Source organism: Pseudomonas sp. KnCO4, from assembly GCF_045344305.1.
In the GTDB taxonomy this organism is placed as follows: Bacteria; Pseudomonadota; Gammaproteobacteria; order Pseudomonadales; family Pseudomonadaceae; genus Aquipseudomonas; species Aquipseudomonas anuradhapurensis.
In genome coordinates, this window is the sequence record NZ_CP174199.1 from 1215629 (window position 1) to 1235009 (window position 19381).

Sequence of the window (19381 nt, forward strand, 5' to 3'; positions counted from 1 at the left end):
AAGACTTTCCGAGGAGTGAGGGATGGAGGAAGATGGAGGTAAGCCACCGTCTACCTAGCGGAGAAAGTATAACAGTTCACTACCAGTACAACTCCGTTACCGGTAAGGCATATGATATGAAAATCACCACGCCGCAACAGGTGCCGCCTGTGCTGCAGCCCGGAAGGACGATTGAGTGATGTGGATATGATTGTTCGAGAAATTGGGCGAGAAGACCCTGTGCAGGTGCTTGGGATTTACTGGGTAGATAACGAGCGCTTTTACTGGGTCATTCCTTATGATGGTTACGGTGGCTTAATGGCGCTCAGTGAAAGAGAGGTCGATATGGTTGACTCTTCTTTGTCAAATGATTTTATCCTCTGCAAGGATGGGGATGGGGGTGACATGATTTTGCACTGGGCCGCAGAGGATTTGATTGAAGAACTTGTTGAGCGTGATCCACTTGCAATGGCCGAGTTCTTAGGGCGCATAAAAGACTGACGGTGCAAAAGGCGCAGGCAATGCAGCAACTTATGCTGCTGATGACATTCGCTTCTCGCAGAATTCTGTTTCGTTCAACAAGACAGATCGGGTCTCTGGCACGAATTACACCTACGACGATTTAGTCCAGAGCGTGAAAACCAATGGCTGGAAAGGTGATCCGGTTGATGTGGTGAAAATGCCTGATGGCAAGCTGACTAGTATGGATAACACTCGAATGCTGCTGCCAAAGAAGCGGGGATCGACGTTAATGCTAGCGTTCGTGGATTTGATGAACCACTGACGCCAGCTGTCCAAGAGGCGAGAGGGTGGCAAAATTTTAATACTTGGGGAGAGGCGATAACTGGTCGTATAAACAAGCAGTCAGGAGGGTTTCTACTTCCAATCCTTACGGTTCAACAGAGCCACCACGTATTTCTGGAGGCAGGAGGTGATAAAGCCTTTCTTGTACGAACTTCCAATTTTGCCAGAAGGTTTTCAATTTCCTATTGATTATCTAAATATAGTTTTGGCGGGTGATGTAGATATATCGCCTTGGCGATTTTTAACTAAAGATGTGGCGCTCTCTCTGTTTTACTATGGCTCTATGCTTTTAAAGTTTCCAGAGAGTGCTCTGGTTCCATTTGCAATTATTCAAGATGAGTCTGGGTTGTATAATGATGGCTGGGTGGTTCTTGCTTGTTTTGATGGAGGCAAGGGGGGAGGTTTAGCTGTTCGGATTTATGATTACTCAAGGCCAAAGTCAAGCCCTTTTGATAACTTTCATTACTCTAGCTTCTCTGAGTGGTTTAGTGCTGCCCAAGAAGAATCTGCTCGCTATAAAGCTGGTCGGGTCGAAGACGAAGGCTATTCTTGAGATCCCGCCATGGAAGAGGCGCTGTACGAGATTACTTCGATGCGCCAGTTTGCTCGTCTGACGCTCAGCGCTCCGATCCCCGAAGACACGACGATCATGAACTTCCGGCACCTGCTGGAGAAGCATCAGTTGGCGGCGGGCATTTTGGAAACCATCAACAATTACCTGCAAGACAGGGCCTGTCGTTGCGCCAGGGCACCATTGTCGACGCCACTATCATCCACGCACCCAGTTCGACCAAGAACAAGGAAGGCAAACGCGATCCTGAAATGCACCAGACGAAGAAAGGCAACCAGTACTTCTTCGGCATGAAAGCGCATATCGGAGCCGACGCAGAATCGGGCCTGGTACATCATGTCCATGGCACCGCCGCGAACGTGGCTGACGTGACGGAAGTTGCCCATCTGTTGCACGGTGGCGAGAACGTTGTCTGTGCTGACGCCGGTTACACCGGCGTAGAGAAACGGCCCGAGCACGACGGTCGGCAAGTGATCTGGCAGATCGCTGCGCGACGCAGCACCTACAAGCATTTGAGCAAACGCAGTGCGCTGTACAAGGCCAGGCGCAAGATCGAGAAGGCCAAAGCTCAGGTACGTGCGAAGGTCGGACATCCGTTTCGGATGATCAAGCGTCAGTTCGGTTATGTGAAGACCCGCTTCCGTGGCCTGGCCAAGAATACGGCGCAATTAACCACACTGTTCGCGCTGTCGAATCTATGGATGGTGCGCCGGCAATTATTGCCTGCTGCGGGAGAGGTGCGCCCGTGAGGGCAGAAAACCAAGGCTATGCCTTGGTTTTCCAATAATCAGCGGCTGAAAATCGGGGTTTTCGGCATCTCCAAGCCGTCCATTTGCGGCTGGTGGGTAACTTGTTCGGAGAATCCCTAAAGTGCGAGGACCTCGTTGGCTATGGCAATAAATTGACGAAACTTTTTTGACGCATGCAGATATGCACCACTCGTCGATTATTTGACATTTCGTCAGGTCCAATAACGCGCTAACGCTGCCGTCGAAACCATCTAATCCCTTGATCTTAAAAGACAACCAGTCATGATCGGGACAGCGCTGCGTATGTACCACAATACGGCGCAAGCCCCAGGCAGTACGCCGCGCTGGCCTAGACTCCGCTGAAGGGCCTGTAGGAGCACTGCAGCATGCGCCAGCAACCAACCGTTGTTTTCATTTCAACGACTCCGCCCCATTGCGGAACCCGTCCGCAACCCCCGCCGCTTGCGCCACCGCCCGTGGCCCAGCGCCATGCAACCTCGTGCGGCACCGTCTGACGCATTGTCGGGTGCCATCGTTCATTGATCCTCGGCCAGTTCAGTCAGTGGCCGATAAGGATGGCTAAGAAAGCTAACAAGTGGAGGACAGGGACCGTTTTTCATGGGAGGCACGAAGAAATGCCAGACCATAAAAAAACGATACGCGTGATGCTGATCGATTGTCGCCCGCTGGTGCTCCTGGGCCTTCACGATCTGATCAATGCCAGAAAGCCCCGCATGGAAGTGAGTGGCCAGGCCACTACCTATGCCCATGCGCTGGACCTTGCCGATCAGTCGCGGCCCGATGTCATTTTCTTCAGTTTTTTTCCTGATGCACTGGACCCGGTCGAGGTGGTTGCCGGCCTTGCGCGCACGGGCGACATGAAAGTGCTGGTGCTCAAGGGGTTGTACGAGACGGTCCCCGTTGCACATGCCATCGAGGCGGGCGCACGTGGCATCGTGCTGGCGGAAGACTCGACCGAGTCGATCATCCGCGCCATCGTCAAAGCCCATCATTGCGACACCGGGCTGGAGCGGGCCTGGGTCAGTGGCCTTTCCGGTTATGCCTCGGCCAGGCATGTGCCGCTGCAATGCAACCTGGCACACGCGAAACATGCCCGGCTGACGTTGCGCGAGCAGGAGCTGGTCCGTGCCATCGTTGGCGACCCGTCCGCCAAGTACATGTGCATCGCCGGGCGCTTGGGCATCAGCGAACACACCGTGCACAATCACCTCAGCAGCATCTATCAGAAGCTCAACCTCACCAACCGCATCGACTTGCTGATGTATGCGGTCAAGCACGGGCTCACCAGTGGCGAAGAGCCGCCTGCATCCACAGGCGGGGAGTACGACTGAGGCCCAGGCACAACGCAGCAGGCTGATGGCGGCTGGCGGGCGCCCGGCCTGTCGTTGTGTGGTGGTCTGTTGGCGTTGAACGGCGAAGTTCGTTGGTGGCCTGCAGAAGCGCTGCGAGGGTGGTTTTTCAGGCCACCCTCGCAGGTTTCAACTCATGGTTCAGACGCTCCCGTTGAAGATGTCGGTGTTGAGGATGTCGACCCCGACCAGGGTGATGGTCGTCGTCTGCCCGCCGGATTCGGCAATGGTCACGATGCTGTCTGCACCGCTGTTGTCGATCGACTGCACGACGGCATTCGGATCGCCGTTGAGCACCAGCTTGTCGCGTTGCCCCGCACCGGCATCGAACCCGCTGACCTGGTACAGCTGCTCATCAGCCGACAGGTCGACGTTGAACGCATCGCGCTGGCCGGTGGTGCCAACCAGCGAGAAGTCGAACGCTGCGTTGTCCGCTTCGTTGGCGAACAGGTTGGCGTCGAACGTACTGCTCGCGGAGTCGCCATCCTTGTCCGTCAGCGTTGCACTGAACTGCAGTTTGATGTCGCTGGCCAGGTTCTCGGTTTCCTTGATGAACTCGATCACCGGGATCTTGATTTCGCCCCGCCCCATCGTCAGTTGCACGGCATCGATCAGCGACGAACCTGCCTTCTGGATCAGGAACGACACCTGGCCGCCAGCCTCTGGGGTGAGGGTGTTCACCTCGGTCAGGTTCGACGTCGTTCCATCGGCGTAGTAGATGCGGTAGTACAGGTCCTCGGTGGCGGTGTCGTAGCCCCCTACGGAGTTGTCGATGTAGACCTTCATGCCCGTCAGCAAGGTTTCCGGGTTGACCACGAAGCTTTCGTCGGCGGAGCTGATCGCCGCCAGGTTGTCACCCTGGAACAGGTTGTTGGCGACGCCGATACCGGACGTGCTGACGTTCATCGACGCGGGGTCGATGTACGACGGCAGGGGACTGGTCTGCAGCTGGGCTTCGGTCGGGTCGGTAGCCCCGATGCCTATGCCGGTGAAGATGTCTGCCGTCGAGGCGAGCGCCTTGGCGGAGAAGAACACGATCTCCTCGGATGCCGATGGAATGCTTGGGTCACTGGTTTTAGGGATCAGCAAGGTACGCACTGGGTCCGGGCCGCCGGCATCCAGCGAGCCGTTGGCACTGCTGAGCGTGGTGACCGAATGGAAGCCTTGCACCAGGTCCAGGGTGTAACTGCCATTGGCATAGGCCGTCAGCGTGTAGTCGATCGTGGTGTTGGCCGTTGCGGCGTTGTTGTCGAAGTCCCCGGTCAAGGTGCCAGTGAAGTGGAACGCGCCATTGGCATCGGGCGACGGTGACGTCTCGGTGAGGGTGCCAGTACCGGTCGTGGTGGTGTTGTCGGGCCGGACCAGGGTGAACTGGCCACCCACCAGCGAAATGTCCAGGCCGGTCGCACCCAGGCCGTCGGCACCGATCGTATTGTTCCAGAAACCGTATTGCGGCAGGATGCTGCCGGTTCCGATCAGGTTGCCGAAGGCCAGGGATGGCCCATCATCGTGGAACACCAGGTTCTGCCCGATGTTGAGGGTGGCCTGGGCGCTGTCGCCGTCCTTGTCGGTCTTGATCGCGGTCAAGGTCACCAGATTGTCGGCGGTCAGGGTCTTCACGTCATCGGGGTTGGTCGGGTCGGGGTGGACGATGGCGCGGAGCTGGTCGAGGGTGACGGTGCCATTACTGGCGACGCTGACCGTGAACACCAGCGCGTTGGTAGTGGCCGTGCGGCCCTCCACCACGGTGCCATTGAGCGACAGGTTGACCGCCTCGCCGGTGGCCGTGTCCGTCAGGCCCGACGCGCCTGCCACCACGCCGAGGGCGTAGGTGAGCGTGCCGGCACCATCGGCGCCGAAGGCCGAGGTGAAGTTGGCGGCGAAGCTCTGGCTGGCGTTGATTGCCAGGTTGGTTTCATCAACGGTCAGGGTCGGCTCGGTGCCAGTGGTGCTGATGCTTGGGCCGTCATCCTTGAATACCAGGTTCTGCCCGATGTTCAGCGTGGCCTGGGCGCTGTCGCCGTCCTTGTCGGTCTTGGTTGCGGTCAGGGTCACCAGGTTGTCGGCGCTCAGGGTCTTCGAGTCATCCGGGTTAGTGGCGTCGGGATGGACGATGGCGCGGAGCTGGTCGAGGGTGACGGTACCGTTGCTAGCAACGCTGACCGTGAACACCAGCAGGTTGGTAGTGGCCGTGCGGCCTTCCACTACAGTGCCATTGAGCGACAGGTTGACCGCCTCGCCGGTGGCCGTGTCCGTCAAGCCCGAAGCGCCTGCCACCACGCCGAGGGCGTAGGTGAGCGTGCCAGCGCCATCGGCACCGAAGGCCGAGGTGAAGTTGGCGGCGAAGCTCTGGCTGGCGTTGATCGCCAGGTTGGTTTCATCGACGGTCAGGGTCGGCTCGGTGCCAGTGGTGCTGATGCTCGGGCCGTCATCCTTGAACACCAGGTTCTGCCCGATGTTCAGCGTGGCCTGGGCGCTGTCACCGTCCTTGTCGGTCTTGGTCGCGGTCAAGGTCACCAGGTTGTCGGCGCTCAGGGTCTTCGAGTCATCCGGGTTGGTGGTGTCGGGGTGGACGATGGCGCGGAGCTGATCGAGGGTGACCTCACCGTTGCTGGCCACACTGACCGTGAACACCAGCAGGTTGGTAGTGGCCGTGCGGCCTTCCACCACGGTGCCATTGAGCGACAGGTTGACTGCTTCCCCAGTGGCCGTGTCCGTCAGGCCGGAGGCGCCTGCCACCACTCCCAGGGCGTAGGTGAGCGTGCCTGCACCATCGGCACCGAAGGCCGAGGTGAAGTTGGCGGCGAAGCTCTGGGTGGCGTTGATCGCCAGGTTGGTTTCATCGACGGTCAGGGTCGGCTCGGTGCCGGTAGTGCTGATGCTTGGGCCGTCATCCTTGAATACCAGGTTTTGCCCGATGTTGAGCGTAGCCTGGGCGCTGTCGCCGTCCTTGTCGGTCTTGGTTGCGGTCAGGGTCACCAGGTTGTCGGCGCTCAGGGTCTTCGAGTCATCTGGGTTAGTGGTGTCGGGGTGGACGATGGCGCGGATCTGGTCGAGGGTGACGGTGCCGTTACTGGCAACGCTGACCGTGAACACCAGCAGGTTGGTGGTGGCCGTGCGGCCTTCCACTACAGTGCCATTGAGCGACAGGTTGACCGCCTCACCGGTGGCCGTGTCCGTCAGGCCCGAAGCGCCTGCCACCACGCCCAGGGCGTAGGTGAGCGTGCCAGCGCCATCGGCGCCGAAGGCCGAGGTGAAGTTGGCAGCGAAGCTCTGGCTGGCGTTGATCGCCAGGTTGGTTTCATCGACGGTCAGGGTCGGTTCCGTACCGGTGGTGCTGATGCTCGGGCCGTCATCCTTGAATACCAGGTTCTGCCCGATATTCAGCGTGGCCTGGGCGCTGTCGCCGTCCTTGTCGGTCTTGGTCGCGGTCAGGGTCACCAGGTTGTCGGCGCTCAGTGTTTTCGAGTCATCCGGGTTAGTGGTGTCGGGGTGGACGATGGCGCGGATCTGGTCGAGGGTGACGGTGCCGTTACTGGCAACGCTGACGGTGAACACCAGCAGGTTGGTGGTGGCCGTGCGGCCTTCCACTACAGTGCCATTGAGCGACAAGTTGACCGCCTCACCGGTGGCCGTGTCCGTCAGGCCCGAAGCGCCTGCCACCACGCCTAGGGCGTAGGTGAGCGTGCCGGCACCATCGGCACCGAAGGCCGAGGTGAAGTTGGCGGCGAAGCTCTGGCTGGCGTTGATCGCCAGGTTGGTTTCATCGACGGTCAGGGTCGGCTCGGTGCCGGTGGTGCTGATGCTCGGGCCGTCATCCTTGAATACCAGGTTCTGCCCAATATTCAGCGTGGCCTGGGCGCTGTCGCCGTCCTTGTCGGTCTTGGTCGCGGTCAAGGTCACCAGGTTGTCGGCGCTCAGGGTCTTCGAGTCATCTGGGTTAGTGGTGTCGGGGTGGACGATGGCGCGGATCTGGTCGAGGGTGACGGTGCCGTTACTGGCAACGCTGACCGTGAACACCAGCAGGTTGGTGGTGGCCGTGCGGCCTTCCACTACAGTGCCATTGAGCGACAGGTTGACCGCCTCACCGGTGGCCGTGTCCGTCAGGCCCGAAGCGCCTGCCACCACGCCCAGGGCGTAGGTGAGCGTGCCAGCGCCATCGGCGCCGAAGGCCGAGGTGAAGTTTGCGGCGAAGCTCTGGCTGGCGTTGATCGCCAGGTTGGTTTCATCGACGGTCAGGGTCGGTTCCGTGCCGGTAGTGCTGATGCTTGGGCCGTCATCCTTGAATACCAGGTTCTGCCCGATGTTCAGCGTAGCCTGGGCGCTGTCGCCGTCCTTGTCGGTCTTGGTCGCGGTCAAGGTCACCAGGTTGTCGGCGCTCAGGGTCTTCGAGTCATCCGGGTTGGTGGTGTCGGGGTGGACGATGGCGCGGATCTGGTCGAGGGTGACGGTGCCGTTACTGGCAACGCTGACCGTGAATACCAGCAGGTTGGTAGTGGCCGTGCGGCCTTCCACCACGGTGCCATTAAGCGACAGGTTGACCGCCTCACCGGTGGCCGTGTCCGTCAGGCCCGAAGCGCCTGCCACCACGCCCAGGGCGTAGGTGAGCGTGCCGGCACCATCGGCGCCGAAGGCCGAGGTGAAGTTGGCAGCGAAGCTCTGGCTGGCGTTGATCGCCAGGTTGGTTTCATCGACGGTCAGGGTCGGCTCGGTGCCAGTGGTACTGATGCTCGGGCCGTCGTCTTCGAAGACCATCTTGGAGCCGATTTCAGCGGTAGCGGTAGTGACCTGAAGTAGCTTCAGGCCGCCGATATCGAAATCGGCATGGGTATCGCCCTTGGCGTCCACGGCAGCGCCATTCTGGATGAGCACACGATTGTGATCCTGTGTGGTGGTGTACTCGATTCGCTGGCCGGCGGTAATGCCAGTGAGGGTAGCGACCCCCGAGGCAAAGGTGATGACGATGTTCGGGTCATTCACTGACCCATTGGAGTTCTCGACTACCTGCCCTGTGGCGATATTGATGACGCGAACGTTGGTGATCGCCACTGCGGCATCGTTGTTGTACCCATTGATGAAGTTCACCCCAGGCTCAGCGGCCGTGCTGTAGGTGCTGACCGTGACCACGGCGCTCTTGCCGCTTTGCAGTTGCACCACATCGAAACTGGCCGACTTCACATTGAACACCGCGGTGTAGTCGATGTTGGCTTCAATATCCGCTTCGTTCTGGTCCAGGTTGGGAATGGTCACATTCTGCCGGGCGCCGGTGACGAAGGAGAAACGGATACCTTCCTGCTCCACGATCATCTGGTTGTTGGTGCCGAAGGTGGTCGGGCCGCCTGCCTGGCTGGTATTGATCGTATCGCCCGTGGTGATGCTGGCGCCGCTCGACTGGTCGGCCGGGTCTTTGCCGGTGGCGATGATGGTCGGGTCGCTGATACGCAGGATGCCGCCGTCATTGACCACGGTCGGGTTCGCGGTGGTGAACATGAGGAACAGGTTCTGCCCGGAAGGCGCATTGGCCAGGCTGAACTGCAGGTCCTGGTTGGTGCCGATGAACACCTTGTTCAGCAGGTTGACGGCATCGTCCGGGTTGCTGGTGTTCGGGTGCAGCAGCGGTTGGTATTCCACCGTCCAGATCTTGCCGCCGCTGACGGGCGATCCGGTTTCTTCGATGTAACCGGCAAACACGATCGCGCCTGCTGGCCCGCCCGCACGGCCCAGCACGATGTTGTTGTTGCTGGTATCGGTGTAGAGCAGGATGCTGACGCCATCGAGCGTATCCAGCCCACTGTCCAGGCCATTGAGCGGCGCGCCAGCGCTGTTGGTGAAGCTGACGTCGGTGATGGTGCCGCCCGGTGCCGGGGTGATGGTGAATGCATTGCTGCCGGTGTTGCCCACGGCCCCGGTATAGCCACTCAAGGCAGCACCTGCCGGGGTACCGGCGCCCAGTGCGGTGAGGCGGGTCGAGAACGCGGAGGGCAGGGAGGCCACCAGGATGTCGTTGTCGTCGGCATCCGAGGCCGGGCTTGGTGTGGCTGTGCCATTTTGCAACCCGGCCGTTTCGTCCAGCGTCACGTTCACACCGGTCGCGGTGACTACTGCGCTGTCGGTGAACGACGTCGTCGCCACCACGTCGTCAGCCGTGCCGAACACCTGGTCGGCACCCGCGCCGGTCGCGCTGAGCAGGAAAGTGGCGCCCGCCGAGTCGTCGGGGTTGACGTACCACGAGGTGGTAATGCTGCCGTTGACCTTGCCGTCCAGGTCGCCAGCGCCGCCGTCGGTCACGTACCACGGGTCGTGGCCTTCGCCGGCGTCGGTGGCGAGCACATCGTCGGGGGAGCCCCACAGGTTATCCGCACCAGCGCCGGTGGCATGGTCCACCTCGAAAGCGACCGTGCTGCCAGCCGCAAAGCCGCTGGCCGTGACGGTGGCGGTGCTGCCAGGGCTATAGTCGCTGAGGTCGGTGGTGACGGTAGGTGGGGAGACGGCGGGTAGGTCATCGGTGGGGCTATTGTGTTTGTCCGTTGGCGATGCGTTCTTCTTGTTCATGGTCATGGCTCTCTCGCAAGCGCTGCCAGTTGTCGAGGCCTGGCTGCAGACCTCCGCTACAGGCCTCAACTATGGATAAGCGCCACCGGCGGCGCATCGGCGGATACTCCCAGGCGGCCTGGGAGTATTGGACTACCTGGCGCTGCCGGTGGGTGAGCGAAGGCGTACGCGCCTATGCTGTCGGACCCGCTCTGGTGTGCGGCCCAGCGCCCAGGTCGTTGCGCTGAAGGTGATGCCGGAGGTGGGAGCAGCGCTGCGCATCCCGGTGAAAAAAACCTGAAGACGGTGAAAACGTGGCGTGATTTTTTCTGCCGGCGCTGGCTTCCCGGCTCCGGTTCGCTGATTTAATATACTTGCCAGTATAAATATTCAGACGTGCACCTCGCGAAAGGATTCATCATGTTGCGCCATGCCTTGTCCATCGCCCTGTCCACCGCCGCCGTGCTGTTGCTGGCAGCGTGCGGCCAGGAAGCCGTCCCACCCGCCGCGCCACGCCCGGCGCTGGTGGTGCAACCGCAGCCGGCCGAGGCCGCTGCCGACAGTTACCCCGGCGAAGTGCGGGCGCGCTTCGAGCCGGAGCTGGCCTTCCGCATTGCCGGCAAGGTCAGCAAGCGCCTGGTCGAGGAAGGGCAGCGGGTCAAGGCCGACCAGCCGCTGGCCCAACTCGACCCGCAGGATGTGCGCCTGCAGCTGGAAGCCAATCGTGCCCAGCTGGCGGCCGCCGAGGCCAACCTGTCGTTGGTGCGTGCCGAGCGCGATCGCTACCAGAAGCTGCTGGACCGGCAGATGGTCAGCCGTTCGCAGTACGACAACGCCGAAAACCTCTACCGCGCCGGGCTGGCCCGCCTCAAGCAGGCCAAGGCCGAGTTCGACGTCGCCGGCAACCAGGCCGAATATGCCGTGCTGCGTGCACCGCAGGCCGGGGTGATCGCCAAGCGCCAGGTAGAAGTGGGCCAGGTGGTCGCGGCCGGGCAGACCGTGTTCACCCTCGCTGCCGATGGCGAGCGGGAAGTGCTCATCGGCCTGCCGGAGCAGCAGTTCGCCCGCTTCGCCGTAGGCCAGGCGGTGAGCGTGGAACTGTGGTCGCACCCGCAGGAGCGCTTCCAGGGGCGCATCCGCGAGCTGTCACCGGCCGCCGACCCGCGCTCGCGTACCTTTGCCGCACGCATTGCCTTCACCTCCGCTGCCACGCCGGCGGAGCTGGGCCAGAGCGCCCGGGTCTACATCGCCCACGAAGGCTTGATCCCGTTGGCCGTGCCGTTGTCGGCGGTTACTGCAGAGAACGGCCAGGCCTACGTCTGGCGGGTCAACAAGGACAGCCGCCTGGAGCGGGCGCAGGTGCGCCTGGGGGCCTATGGTGCCGACAGTGTGCCGGTGCTGGAGGGCCTTGCCGTGGGTGACTGGATAGTCGCCGCCGGTGGCCACGTGTTGCGCGAGGGCCAGGAGATACGCCCGGTAGACCGCACCAACCGTGTAGTGAACCTGACGGCCAAGGAGTAAGTCCCGATGGGTTTCAACCTTTCTGCCTGGGCGCTGCGCAACCGCCAGATCGTCCTGTTTCTGATGATCCTGCTGGCGGTCATTGGCGCGATGTCCTACACCAAGCTCGGCCAGAGCGAAGACCCGCCGTTCACCTTCAAGGCCATGGTCATCCGCACCCTGTGGCCGGGTGCCAGCGCCGAGGAAATGTCGCGCCAGATCACCGAACGCATCGAGAAGAAACTGATGGAAACCGGCGAATACGAGCGGATTGTCTCGTTTTCCCGGCCCGGTGAATCGCAGGTCACCTTCATGGCCCGTGACTCGCTGCATTCCCGGGATATCCCCGAGCTGTGGTACCAGATCCGCAAGAAGGTCGCGGACATCCGCCACACCCTGCCGCCGGAAATCCAGGGCCCGTTCTTCAACGACGAGTTCGGCACCACCTTCGGCAATATCTATGCGCTGACCGGCAAGGGCTTCGACTATGCCGTGCTCAAGGACTATGCCGACCGTATCCAGATCCAGCTGCAGCGGGTCAAGGACGTGGGCAAGGTCGAGCTGGTCGGCCTGCAGGACGAAAAAATCTGGATCGAGCTGTCCAACCTCAAGCTGGCCACCCTCGGTGTGCCCTTGGCGGCCGTGCAGCAGGCTCTGCAGGAGCAGAACGCGGTCAGCACCGCCGGCTTTTTCGAAACCCCCAGTGAGCGCCTGCAGTTGCGGGTCAGCGGGCGTTTCGGCAGCGTCGAGCAGATTCGCCAGTTCCCCATTCGCGTGGGCGACCGTACCTTCCGGATCGGCGATGTCGCCGAGGTGCACCGGGGCTTCAACGACCCACCGGCACCGCGCATGCGCTTCATGGGCGAAGATGCCATCGGCCTGGCCGTGTCGATGAAGGACGGCGGTGACATCCTGGTGCTGGGCAAGGCCCTGGAAGGCGAGTTCGAGCGCCTGGCGCGCAGCCTGCCGGCCGGCATGGAGCTGCGCAAGGTGTCCGACCAGCCAGCGGCGGTCAAGGCTGGCGTGGGCGAATTCATCCAGGTGCTGGTCGAGGCACTGGTCATCGTGCTGCTGGTGAGCTTCTTCTCGCTGGGCTTGCGCACCGGCCTGGTGGTGGCGCTGGCGATTCCGCTGGTGCTGGCCATGACCTTCGCCGCCATGCACTACTTTGGCATCGGCCTGCACAAGATCTCCCTTGGCGCACTGGTGCTGGCGCTGGGCCTGCTGGTGGATGACGCGATCATTGCGGTGGAAATGATGGCGATCAAGATGGAGCAGGGCTACGACCGGCTCAAGGCAGCCAGCCATGCCTGGAGCAGCACCGCCTTCCCGATGCTCACCGGCACCCTGATCACCGCGGCCGGCTTCCTGCCGATTGCCACGGCGGCCTCCGGCACCGGCGAGTACACCCGTTCGATCTTCCAGGTAGTGACCATCGCCTTGCTCACCTCCTGGGTGGCCGCCGTGGTCTTCGTGCCTTACCTGGGCGAGCGCCTGCTGCCCGACCTGGCCAGCCTGCATGCCGCGCGCCATGGCAAGGATGGCCACGCGCCAGACCCGTACGCCACCCCGTTCTACCAGCGCGTGCGGCGGCTGGTGGAGTGGTGCGTGCGGCGGCGCAAGACCGTCATCCTGCTGACCATTGCCGCCTTTGTCGGCAGCATCCTGCTGTTCCGCTTCGTGCCCCAGCAGTTCTTCCCGGCCTCCGGGCGCCCGGAGCTGCTGGTCGACCTGAAGCTGGCCGAAGGCAGCTCGCTGGCCAACACTGCCGAGCGGGTCAAGCAGTTGGAGGCGCTGCTCAGGCAGCAGGACGGCATCGACAACTATGTGGCCTACGTGGGTACCGGCTCGCCGCGTTTCTACCTGCCGCTGGACCAGCAACTGCCGGCGGCCAGCTTCGCCCAGTTCGTGGTGCTGGCCAAGTCGATGGAAGACCGCGAGCGCCTGCGCGGCTGGCTGATCAGCACCATGGACCAGCAGTTCCCCGACCTGCGCGCCCGCGTCACCCGCCTGGAGAACGGCCCGCCCGTGGGTTATCCGGTGCAGTTCCGCGTCACCGGCGAGCACATCGAGAAAGTCCGAGCACTGGCCCGCGAAGTGGCCGACAAGATCCGCGAGAACCCGCATGTGGTGAACGTGCACCTGGACTGGGAAGAACCGAGCAAGGCGGTATTCCTTGAAATCGACCAGGACCGCGCACGTGCCCTGGGCGTCAGTACCGCGCACCTGTCGAGCTTCCTGCAAAGCTCGCTGACCGGGACCACGGTCAGCCAGTACCGCGAGGACAACGAGCTGATCGAGATCCTGCTGCGCGGTACCCACCAGGAACGCCACGAGCTGGGCAACCTCGGCAGCCTGGCGTTGCCGACCGACAATGGCCAGAGCGTGGCCTTGTCGCAGGTGGCAACCTTGGCCTACGGCTTCGAGGAGGGCATCATCTGGCACCGCAACCGCTTGCCGACGGTGACGGTGCGCGCCGACATCTACGACCAGCAGCAGCCGGTGACGCTGGTCAAGCAGATCGAGCCGACCCTGAAGGAGATTCGCGCCAGGCTGCCCGATGGCTACCTGCTGGAGGTAGGTGGCACGGTGGAGGATTCCGAGCGCGGGCAGAAGTCGGTGAACGCCGGCATGCCGCTGTTCGTGGTGGTGGTGCTGAGCTTGCTGATGATCCAGCTGCGCAGCTTCTCGCGCACGGTGATGGTGTTCCTCACCGCACCGCTGGGGCTGATCGGCGTGACCTTGTTCCTGCTGGTGTTCCGCCAACCGTTCGGCTTCGTCGCCATGCTCGGCACCATTGCCCTGGCGGGGATGATCATGCGCAACTCGGTGATCCTAGTGGACCAGATCGAGCAGGACATCGCCGCCGGCCAGGAACGTTGGCAGGCGATCATCGAAGCCACGGTGCGGCGCTTCCGGCCGATCGTGCTGACCGCGCTGGCGGCGGTGCTGGCGATGATCCCGTTGTCGCGCAGCGTGTTCTACGGGCCGATGGCCGTGGCGATCATGGGCGGATTGATCGTGGCCACGGTGCTGACCCTGCTGTTCCTGCCGGCGTTGTATGCGGCGTGGTTCAGGGTGAAGAAGGGCTGAAGTTCATAGCGCAGGGCTTCGCCCTCCTTTCGCGATACATGGCCGCCCCTACAGGCCCTTGCAAGCTGTGTAGGAGCGGCCTGGTGTCGCGATGGGCTGCCAGGCAGCCCCACCGCCATCACAGCGCGCCAAAGACCTTCTTGGCCAGGCTGGTAGCCGCTTGAGCCGGGTTCTGGCGAATGCTCTGCTCTTGCTTGGCGATCATCTCGAACAGGCCATCCAGCGCCTTCTCGGTCACGTAGTTCTCGATATTGGCGTCGTCCTTGACCAGCCCCAGGCCTTTGGCCTGGGCGGCGAAGGCATTGTACTGCTGGGCCACGCCTACCTTGTCGGTGGCTTGCTTGACGATCGGCAGGAACTTGGCACGGATCTGCTCGCGGCTGCTCTTGTTCAGGTACTGGGTCGCCGAATCGTCGCCACCGCTGAGGATGCCCTTGGCATCGGTCACGCTCATGTTCTTCACGGCATCCACCAGAATCGCCTGGGCCTGCGGCACGGCAGCCTCGGCGGCCTTGTTCATGCTGGTTTCCAGGGCTTCGACCTGGTCACCCTTGCCGAACATCTTCATCGCCTTGGCGGCCTTGCCCAGGTTGCCCGGCAGCTCGATGCGCACGTCCGGGTTGTTGCTGAAGCCGCCCGGGGCGCTCAGTTGCTTGACGGCCAGTTGCGCGCCCTGGGTCAGGGCATCTTTCAGGCCGCCGGTGGCGTCTTTCTGGCTCAGGTCGCCCAGCGACAGGGCCAATGCGCTGGCCGACAGCAGCAGGCCGGCGCACAGGGTGGTGAAACGCAGGGAGGTGCGGATCATGAAGCTTTCCTTGTAAACAGATGAATACGGGTTTCAGCGGACCGGATCGACCTTGATCCGCAGCGGTTGCGGGTCGTGGCCATCCAGCCGGACAGCATGCTGTTCGGTGTTGATGAACAGCAACTTGCCATCCAGTTCGATGCGCGCGCTGAGCGCATAGCGGTGGCCGGGCTTGACCTGGGCCGGGTCGTAGGCGAGGTGGAAGGGCAGCGGTACGTTGCCTTTGACCGGGCCGGCCTGGCGCGCCAGGACCACGGCCGGGGCATCCATCAGCGACACGTCCTGCAGCTCGACGCTGAGCGTGGCGGTTGGTGGCAGGGCGCTGCGCTGCAGGTAGAACACCTCGCCATCCAGGCTGGCCTGGCTGGACGGGGTGTGGCTGGAACAGGCTGCGAGCAGGGATGCGCAACACAGCATAAAGAGCTTTTTCATGGCGTCTCCGTTTTCCTTGGAGCTGGCTTGTGGCCAACCCCAGGGACTTTAGCGGATTTTCCCGGCTGCCGAACCCTTTACAGGGTCGAACTCTCCAGCCCGTCGTCGCGGTGCAACGCGACCTGGCGGATCGACAGGCGCAGCTCGGCCGACAGTACGCGCTTGGCCACGCCTTCGGCCACCTCGCCAAGCTTGTCGTGATAGCCCAGCTTGCCTTGGCTGTCGGCCTGCAGCACGCCCTGCTCGAGCAAGGTCTGGATGAAGTGGCGGAACAGCGTCTTGTCGAAGAATTCCGGGGCGTTCAGGCCATGCAGGATCGACAGGCGCTGGGCCATCATCACGCACAGGTCTTCCAGCGCTTCGGCGCTGAGGCTGTGTTGCCCGCTGTTGAGCAACAGCGAGGTGGCCATATAGAAGCGCTGCAGGGTCTGGGTGATGGTGCGGGCGAGCAGGGTCAGCAAGACGAACTGCCGTGAACTCGGCGCGGGGCGGATGTACACGTCGTTGTCCTGGCGCAGCAGGCCCTGTTCGACCAGCGCGGCCAGCCACTGGTCGATCACCTCGTCCAGCTGCTGAGGTGTCCAGCGCAGGAACAGTTCGGCCTGCAGATACGGGTACAGCGCGTGCACGTAGCGGCCCAGCAATTCCCGGCTCAGGCGTGAGCTGCTGAGGAAGAAGCTGGCCAGCAGGGCTGGCAGGGCGAAGATGTGCAGCACGTTGTTGCGGTAATAGGTCATCAGCACCGCGTTGGCTTCATCCAGGTACAAGATGCGGCCCAGGGCGTCCTTCTGCTCGGCCACCAGGTTCATGCTGCGCACATGTTCGATCAACGCCTGGCCGTCGCCCTCGGGCAGGGTGGTATGCGGCGAGTAGGGCACCTGACGCAGCAAGGCCAGGTACAGCTCGAGCACGCGGGTCAGGGCCCGTTCGTCCAGGGCCAGGCGGCTGGTGGAGAGCAGCGCCAGGGCCACCAGGTTGACCGGGTTGATCGCCGCCGCCTCGTTGAGGTGGCGTGCCACGGTTTCGCCCAGGCGGGTGGTGGTGGCGTTGAGCCAGGCCGGGCGATACTGCGGGCCGTGGTCCTGGTCGCGCCAGCCAGGCTGTTGCTGGTCGAGGAAGCCGGCCAGGCGGATCGGTTCGCCGAAGTTGACGTACACCTGGCCAAAGCGCTGCTTGAGCGCGCCGAATACCTTGAAGATGTCGAGGATCGACTCCTTCTTCTTGCTGGCCCCGCGCAGCTCGCCCAGGTAGGTACGGCCTTCGAGCACGCGCTCGTAGCCGATGTACACCGGCACGAAGACGATCGGTGTACGCGACGAGCGCAGGAAGCTGCGCAAGGTGATGGCCAGCATCCCGGTGCGTGGCTGCAGCATGCGCCCGGTGCGCGAGCGGCCGCCTTCGACGAAGTACTCCACCGGGAAACCTTTGGTGTACAGGGTGTGCAGGTATTCGTTGAACACTGCGGTGTACAGCGGGTTGCCCTTGAACGTGCGGCGCATGAAGAAGGCACCGCCACGGCGCAGCAGGTTACCCACCAGCGGCATGTTGAGGTTGATGCCTGCGGCCACGTGCGGCGGGGTGAGGCCGTTGCGGAACAGCAAATACGAGAGCAGCAGGTAATCGATGTGGCTGCGGTGGCAGGGCACGTAGATCACTTCGTTGCCGGGGGCGATGCCTTGCACCTGCTCGATGTGGTTGACCTTGATGCCGTCGTAGATCTTGTTCCAGAACCAGCTGAGCACCACTTCGAGGAAGCGGATGGCGGTGTAGGTGTAGTCCGAGGCGATCTCGTTGCCATAACGTAGCGCCTGGGCTTCGGCCTTGGCCAGCGGCAGGTTTTCGCGTTGTGCCTCGTCGAGGATGGCCTGACGCACCTGCGGCGCATGGATCAGGCCCTTGACCAGGGTGCGCCGGTGCGAGATGTCCGGGCCGATGACGGCGGTCTTGAGGTTGCGAAAGTGCACGCGCATCAGGCGCTGGGCCATGCGCACGGTGCGCTCCTGGCCCTTGTTGTGCTGCACCAGTTCGCGCAGGTGGATCGGCGCCGAGAACTGCACGCGGGTCTTGCGCCCCAGCACCAGTACGGTCAGCAGCCGGCGCAGGCGCCCGGTAACCGCCCAGCTGTCGGCGAACAGCAGTTTCCACGGGCTGGATTCACTGGCCGGGGTCTGGCCCCAGAACACGCTGACCGGGATGATCTGGGCGTCCTCTTCGGCATGCTGGCCCACGGTCGCGACCAGGCGCTCCAGGGTCGGTGGCGCGCCACGTTTGTCGTGGCGGCCGAGCCAGTCCGGGTCCGGGGTCAGGTAGAAGAACGCGGCCGGCTCCTGCAGTGGGCCCACCGCCACCGGCAGCACCGGGCGCGGCAGCCCCGCCTTGGTGCATTCATGGTCAAGCACGACCAGGTCGCTGAGCGCCGGCGAGGGCAGGGCATAGAACACCGGGCGGCTGCGGTCGAGCTTGAGGGTGAGGGAGGACTGGTTGATGGTCTCGGAGCGCACCCACAGGTACAACAGGCGACGCAGGGCGCCGAAGATCAGGCGGCGCAGGGGGGAACGGGTCATGGGGTGTGTGCCCTGGGTGTGAAGTTCAGTGGGTATCTGGCCAATTAGTCTGCCGTATCCGCGCAAGTTCAGCAAAAATCGCCGAACGGCGCGACGGTCATCAAATTTTTTTGTTCTGTGTCATATACTCGGCCTGCCACTTGCAGGATATTTGCGCAAGCGGCGTCGACACGTGGCGGAGGCTTCGTGTCTACAAGGCGATCTTCACAATAAAAATCCGGAGTAGTTCAGATGTCGTCTCGTGAGACTGGGAATGTAAAGTGGTTCAACGATGCCAAGGGTTATGGCTTCATTCAGCGCGAAGGTGGTGCGGATGTGTTCGTCCACTATCGGGCGATTCGCGGTGAGGGGCATCGTACCCTGGTCGAAGGGCAGCGGGTGGAATATGCCTGCGTGCAGGGCCAGAAAGGCCTGCAAGCCGAAGACGTAGTAGGGCTCTGAGCTCCGCTGTAGAGGCCGATTGACGCGGTCAGTGTAGGAGCGGCCTCGTGTCGCGAAAGGGCTGCAAGGCAGCCCCTGCGGTGTGGCGAGCAACGCTGACAACCGGGGGCGCCATGTGGCCCTTTCGCGACCCAAGGCCGCTCCTGCAGTAGAAGCGCAGGGCTGTCTCAGGTACGCCAGGTGATCTCCTCTTCACCGTCGGCACTGATGCGGACCCAGCGGTCGGCATCCTCTTCCCCGTCTTCTTCCACCCAGCCACCCGGCGCGCAGCGCACTTCCACACCCAGTGCGGCGAAAGCGGCGCGGGCGCAGGCAACGTCATCGGCCCAGGGCGTCTGGTCGCTTTCCAGGTAAAGGCTGTTCCATTTCCCTACAGCTTTGGGTAACCAGGTGACCGGAATGTTACCGGCCTGGCATTTGAAGGTCTGGCCTTTCTGCTGCCATTCGCTGCACGGGCCGATCGCCTGGGCAAGCCACTCGGCAATCTGCTTGTGGTCGACGTCGGCGTCCTTCAGGTAGATCTCGATATCAGGTTGGCGCAT

11 protein-coding genes and 1 pseudogene are annotated in these 19381 nt (G+C 62.5%); 7 read left to right on the top strand and 5 right to left on the bottom strand.

What is annotated here, in order from left to right:
- Nucleotides 1–180: 180 nt before the first annotated feature.
- The 4 genes and pseudogenes from ACJA3S_RS05670 to ACJA3S_RS05685 all read left to right on the top strand — a co-directional run bounded on the left by ACJA3S_RS05670 (nt 181) and on the right by ACJA3S_RS05685 (nt 3455).
- Nucleotides 181–480, top strand: coding sequence for a hypothetical protein (locus tag ACJA3S_RS05670; protein ID WP_406822210.1), 300 nt, complete (start codon nt 181–183; stop codon nt 478–480).
- 430 nt (nt 481–910) lie between these two features.
- Entirely contained in the window at nt 911–1336 is a 426-nt protein-coding gene (locus ACJA3S_RS05675) for a hypothetical protein (protein ID WP_406821119.1), read from the top strand.
- Nucleotides 1337–2103: pseudogene (locus ACJA3S_RS05680) on the top strand (IS5 family transposase); the annotation flags it as partial.
- 635 nt (nt 2104–2738) lie between these two features.
- A complete protein-coding gene (locus ACJA3S_RS05685; RefSeq protein ID WP_406821120.1) occupies nt 2739–3455 on the top strand; it encodes a response regulator transcription factor in 717 nt (238 codons plus the stop codon).
- 159 nt (nt 3456–3614) lie between these two features.
- On the opposite strand, the gene ACJA3S_RS05690 is transcribed toward ACJA3S_RS05685, so the two are convergent.
- A complete protein-coding gene (locus ACJA3S_RS05690; RefSeq protein WP_406821121.1) occupies nt 3615–10031 on the bottom strand; it encodes a DUF5801 repeats-in-toxin domain-containing protein in 6417 nt (2138 codons plus the stop codon).
- Between the two features lie 393 nt (nt 10032–10424).
- On the opposite strand from ACJA3S_RS05690, the gene ACJA3S_RS05695 reads away from it, so the two are divergent.
- Together ACJA3S_RS05695 and ACJA3S_RS05700 are read left to right on the top strand one after the other, a co-directional pair.
- On the top strand, nt 10425–11525 hold the full coding sequence (locus ACJA3S_RS05695; RefSeq protein WP_406821122.1) for an efflux RND transporter periplasmic adaptor subunit: 1101 nt from the start codon (nt 10425–10427) through the stop codon (nt 11523–11525).
- A 6-nt stretch (nt 11526–11531) separates the two neighbouring features.
- Nucleotides 11532–14597, top strand: a complete 3066-nt coding sequence (locus ACJA3S_RS05700; protein ID WP_406821123.1) for an efflux RND transporter permease subunit — start codon at nt 11532–11534, stop codon at nt 14595–14597.
- 118 nt (nt 14598–14715) lie between these two features.
- Here the strand turns inward: ACJA3S_RS05700 and ACJA3S_RS05705 are convergent, their stop codons facing one another.
- From ACJA3S_RS05705 to plsB, 3 genes are all read right to left on the bottom strand, one after another.
- Nucleotides 14716–15402, bottom strand: coding sequence for a DUF4197 domain-containing protein (locus tag ACJA3S_RS05705; protein ID WP_170028617.1), 687 nt, complete (start codon nt 15400–15402; stop codon nt 14716–14718).
- A 33-nt stretch (nt 15403–15435) separates the two neighbouring features.
- A complete protein-coding gene (locus ACJA3S_RS05710; protein WP_186689847.1) occupies nt 15436–15834 on the bottom strand; it encodes a YbaY family lipoprotein in 399 nt (132 codons plus the stop codon).
- Between the two features lie 77 nt (nt 15835–15911).
- The gene (gene plsB, locus ACJA3S_RS05715; RefSeq protein ID WP_406821124.1) at nt 15912–18398 is read right to left on the bottom strand and encodes a glycerol-3-phosphate 1-O-acyltransferase PlsB; all 2487 of its coding nucleotides are present in this window, start codon (nt 18396–18398) and stop codon (nt 15912–15914) included.
- Nucleotides 18399–18629: 231 nt separating this feature from the next.
- On the opposite strand from plsB, the gene ACJA3S_RS05720 reads away from it, so the two are divergent.
- Complete coding sequence (locus tag ACJA3S_RS05720; RefSeq protein WP_003252255.1) at nt 18630–18839, top strand: cold-shock protein; 210 nt, start codon at nt 18630–18632, stop codon at nt 18837–18839.
- A gap of 167 nt (nt 18840–19006) precedes the next feature.
- Here the strand turns inward: ACJA3S_RS05720 and ACJA3S_RS05725 are convergent, their stop codons facing one another.
- A complete protein-coding gene (locus ACJA3S_RS05725) occupies nt 19007–19381 on the bottom strand; it encodes a hypothetical protein (protein ID WP_170028623.1) in 375 nt (124 codons plus the stop codon).

Coding starts and splice junctions, on each gene's coding strand:
- ACJA3S_RS05705 (WP_170028617.1), bottom strand. CDS start 15,402: ATGATCCGCACCTCCCTGCGTTTCACCACCCTGTGCGCCGGCCTGCTG.
- ACJA3S_RS05690 (WP_406821121.1), bottom strand. CDS start 10,031: ATGACCATGAACAAGAAGAACGCATCGCCAACGGACAAACACAATAGC.
- ACJA3S_RS05685 (WP_406821120.1), top strand. CDS start 2,739: ATGCCAGACCATAAAAAAACGATACGCGTGATGCTGATCGATTGTCGC.
- ACJA3S_RS05725 (WP_170028623.1), bottom strand. CDS start 19,381: ATGCGCCAACCTGATATCGAGATCTACCTGAAGGACGCCGACGTCGAC.
- ACJA3S_RS05700 (WP_406821123.1), top strand. CDS start 11,532: ATGGGTTTCAACCTTTCTGCCTGGGCGCTGCGCAACCGCCAGATCGTC.
- ACJA3S_RS05695 (WP_406821122.1), top strand. CDS start 10,425: ATGTTGCGCCATGCCTTGTCCATCGCCCTGTCCACCGCCGCCGTGCTG.
- ACJA3S_RS05720 (WP_003252255.1), top strand. CDS start 18,630: ATGTCGTCTCGTGAGACTGGGAATGTAAAGTGGTTCAACGATGCCAAG.
- ACJA3S_RS05710 (WP_186689847.1), bottom strand. CDS start 15,834: ATGAAAAAGCTCTTTATGCTGTGTTGCGCATCCCTGCTCGCAGCCTGT.
- plsB (WP_406821124.1), bottom strand. CDS start 18,398: ATGACCCGTTCCCCCCTGCGCCGCCTGATCTTCGGCGCCCTGCGTCGC.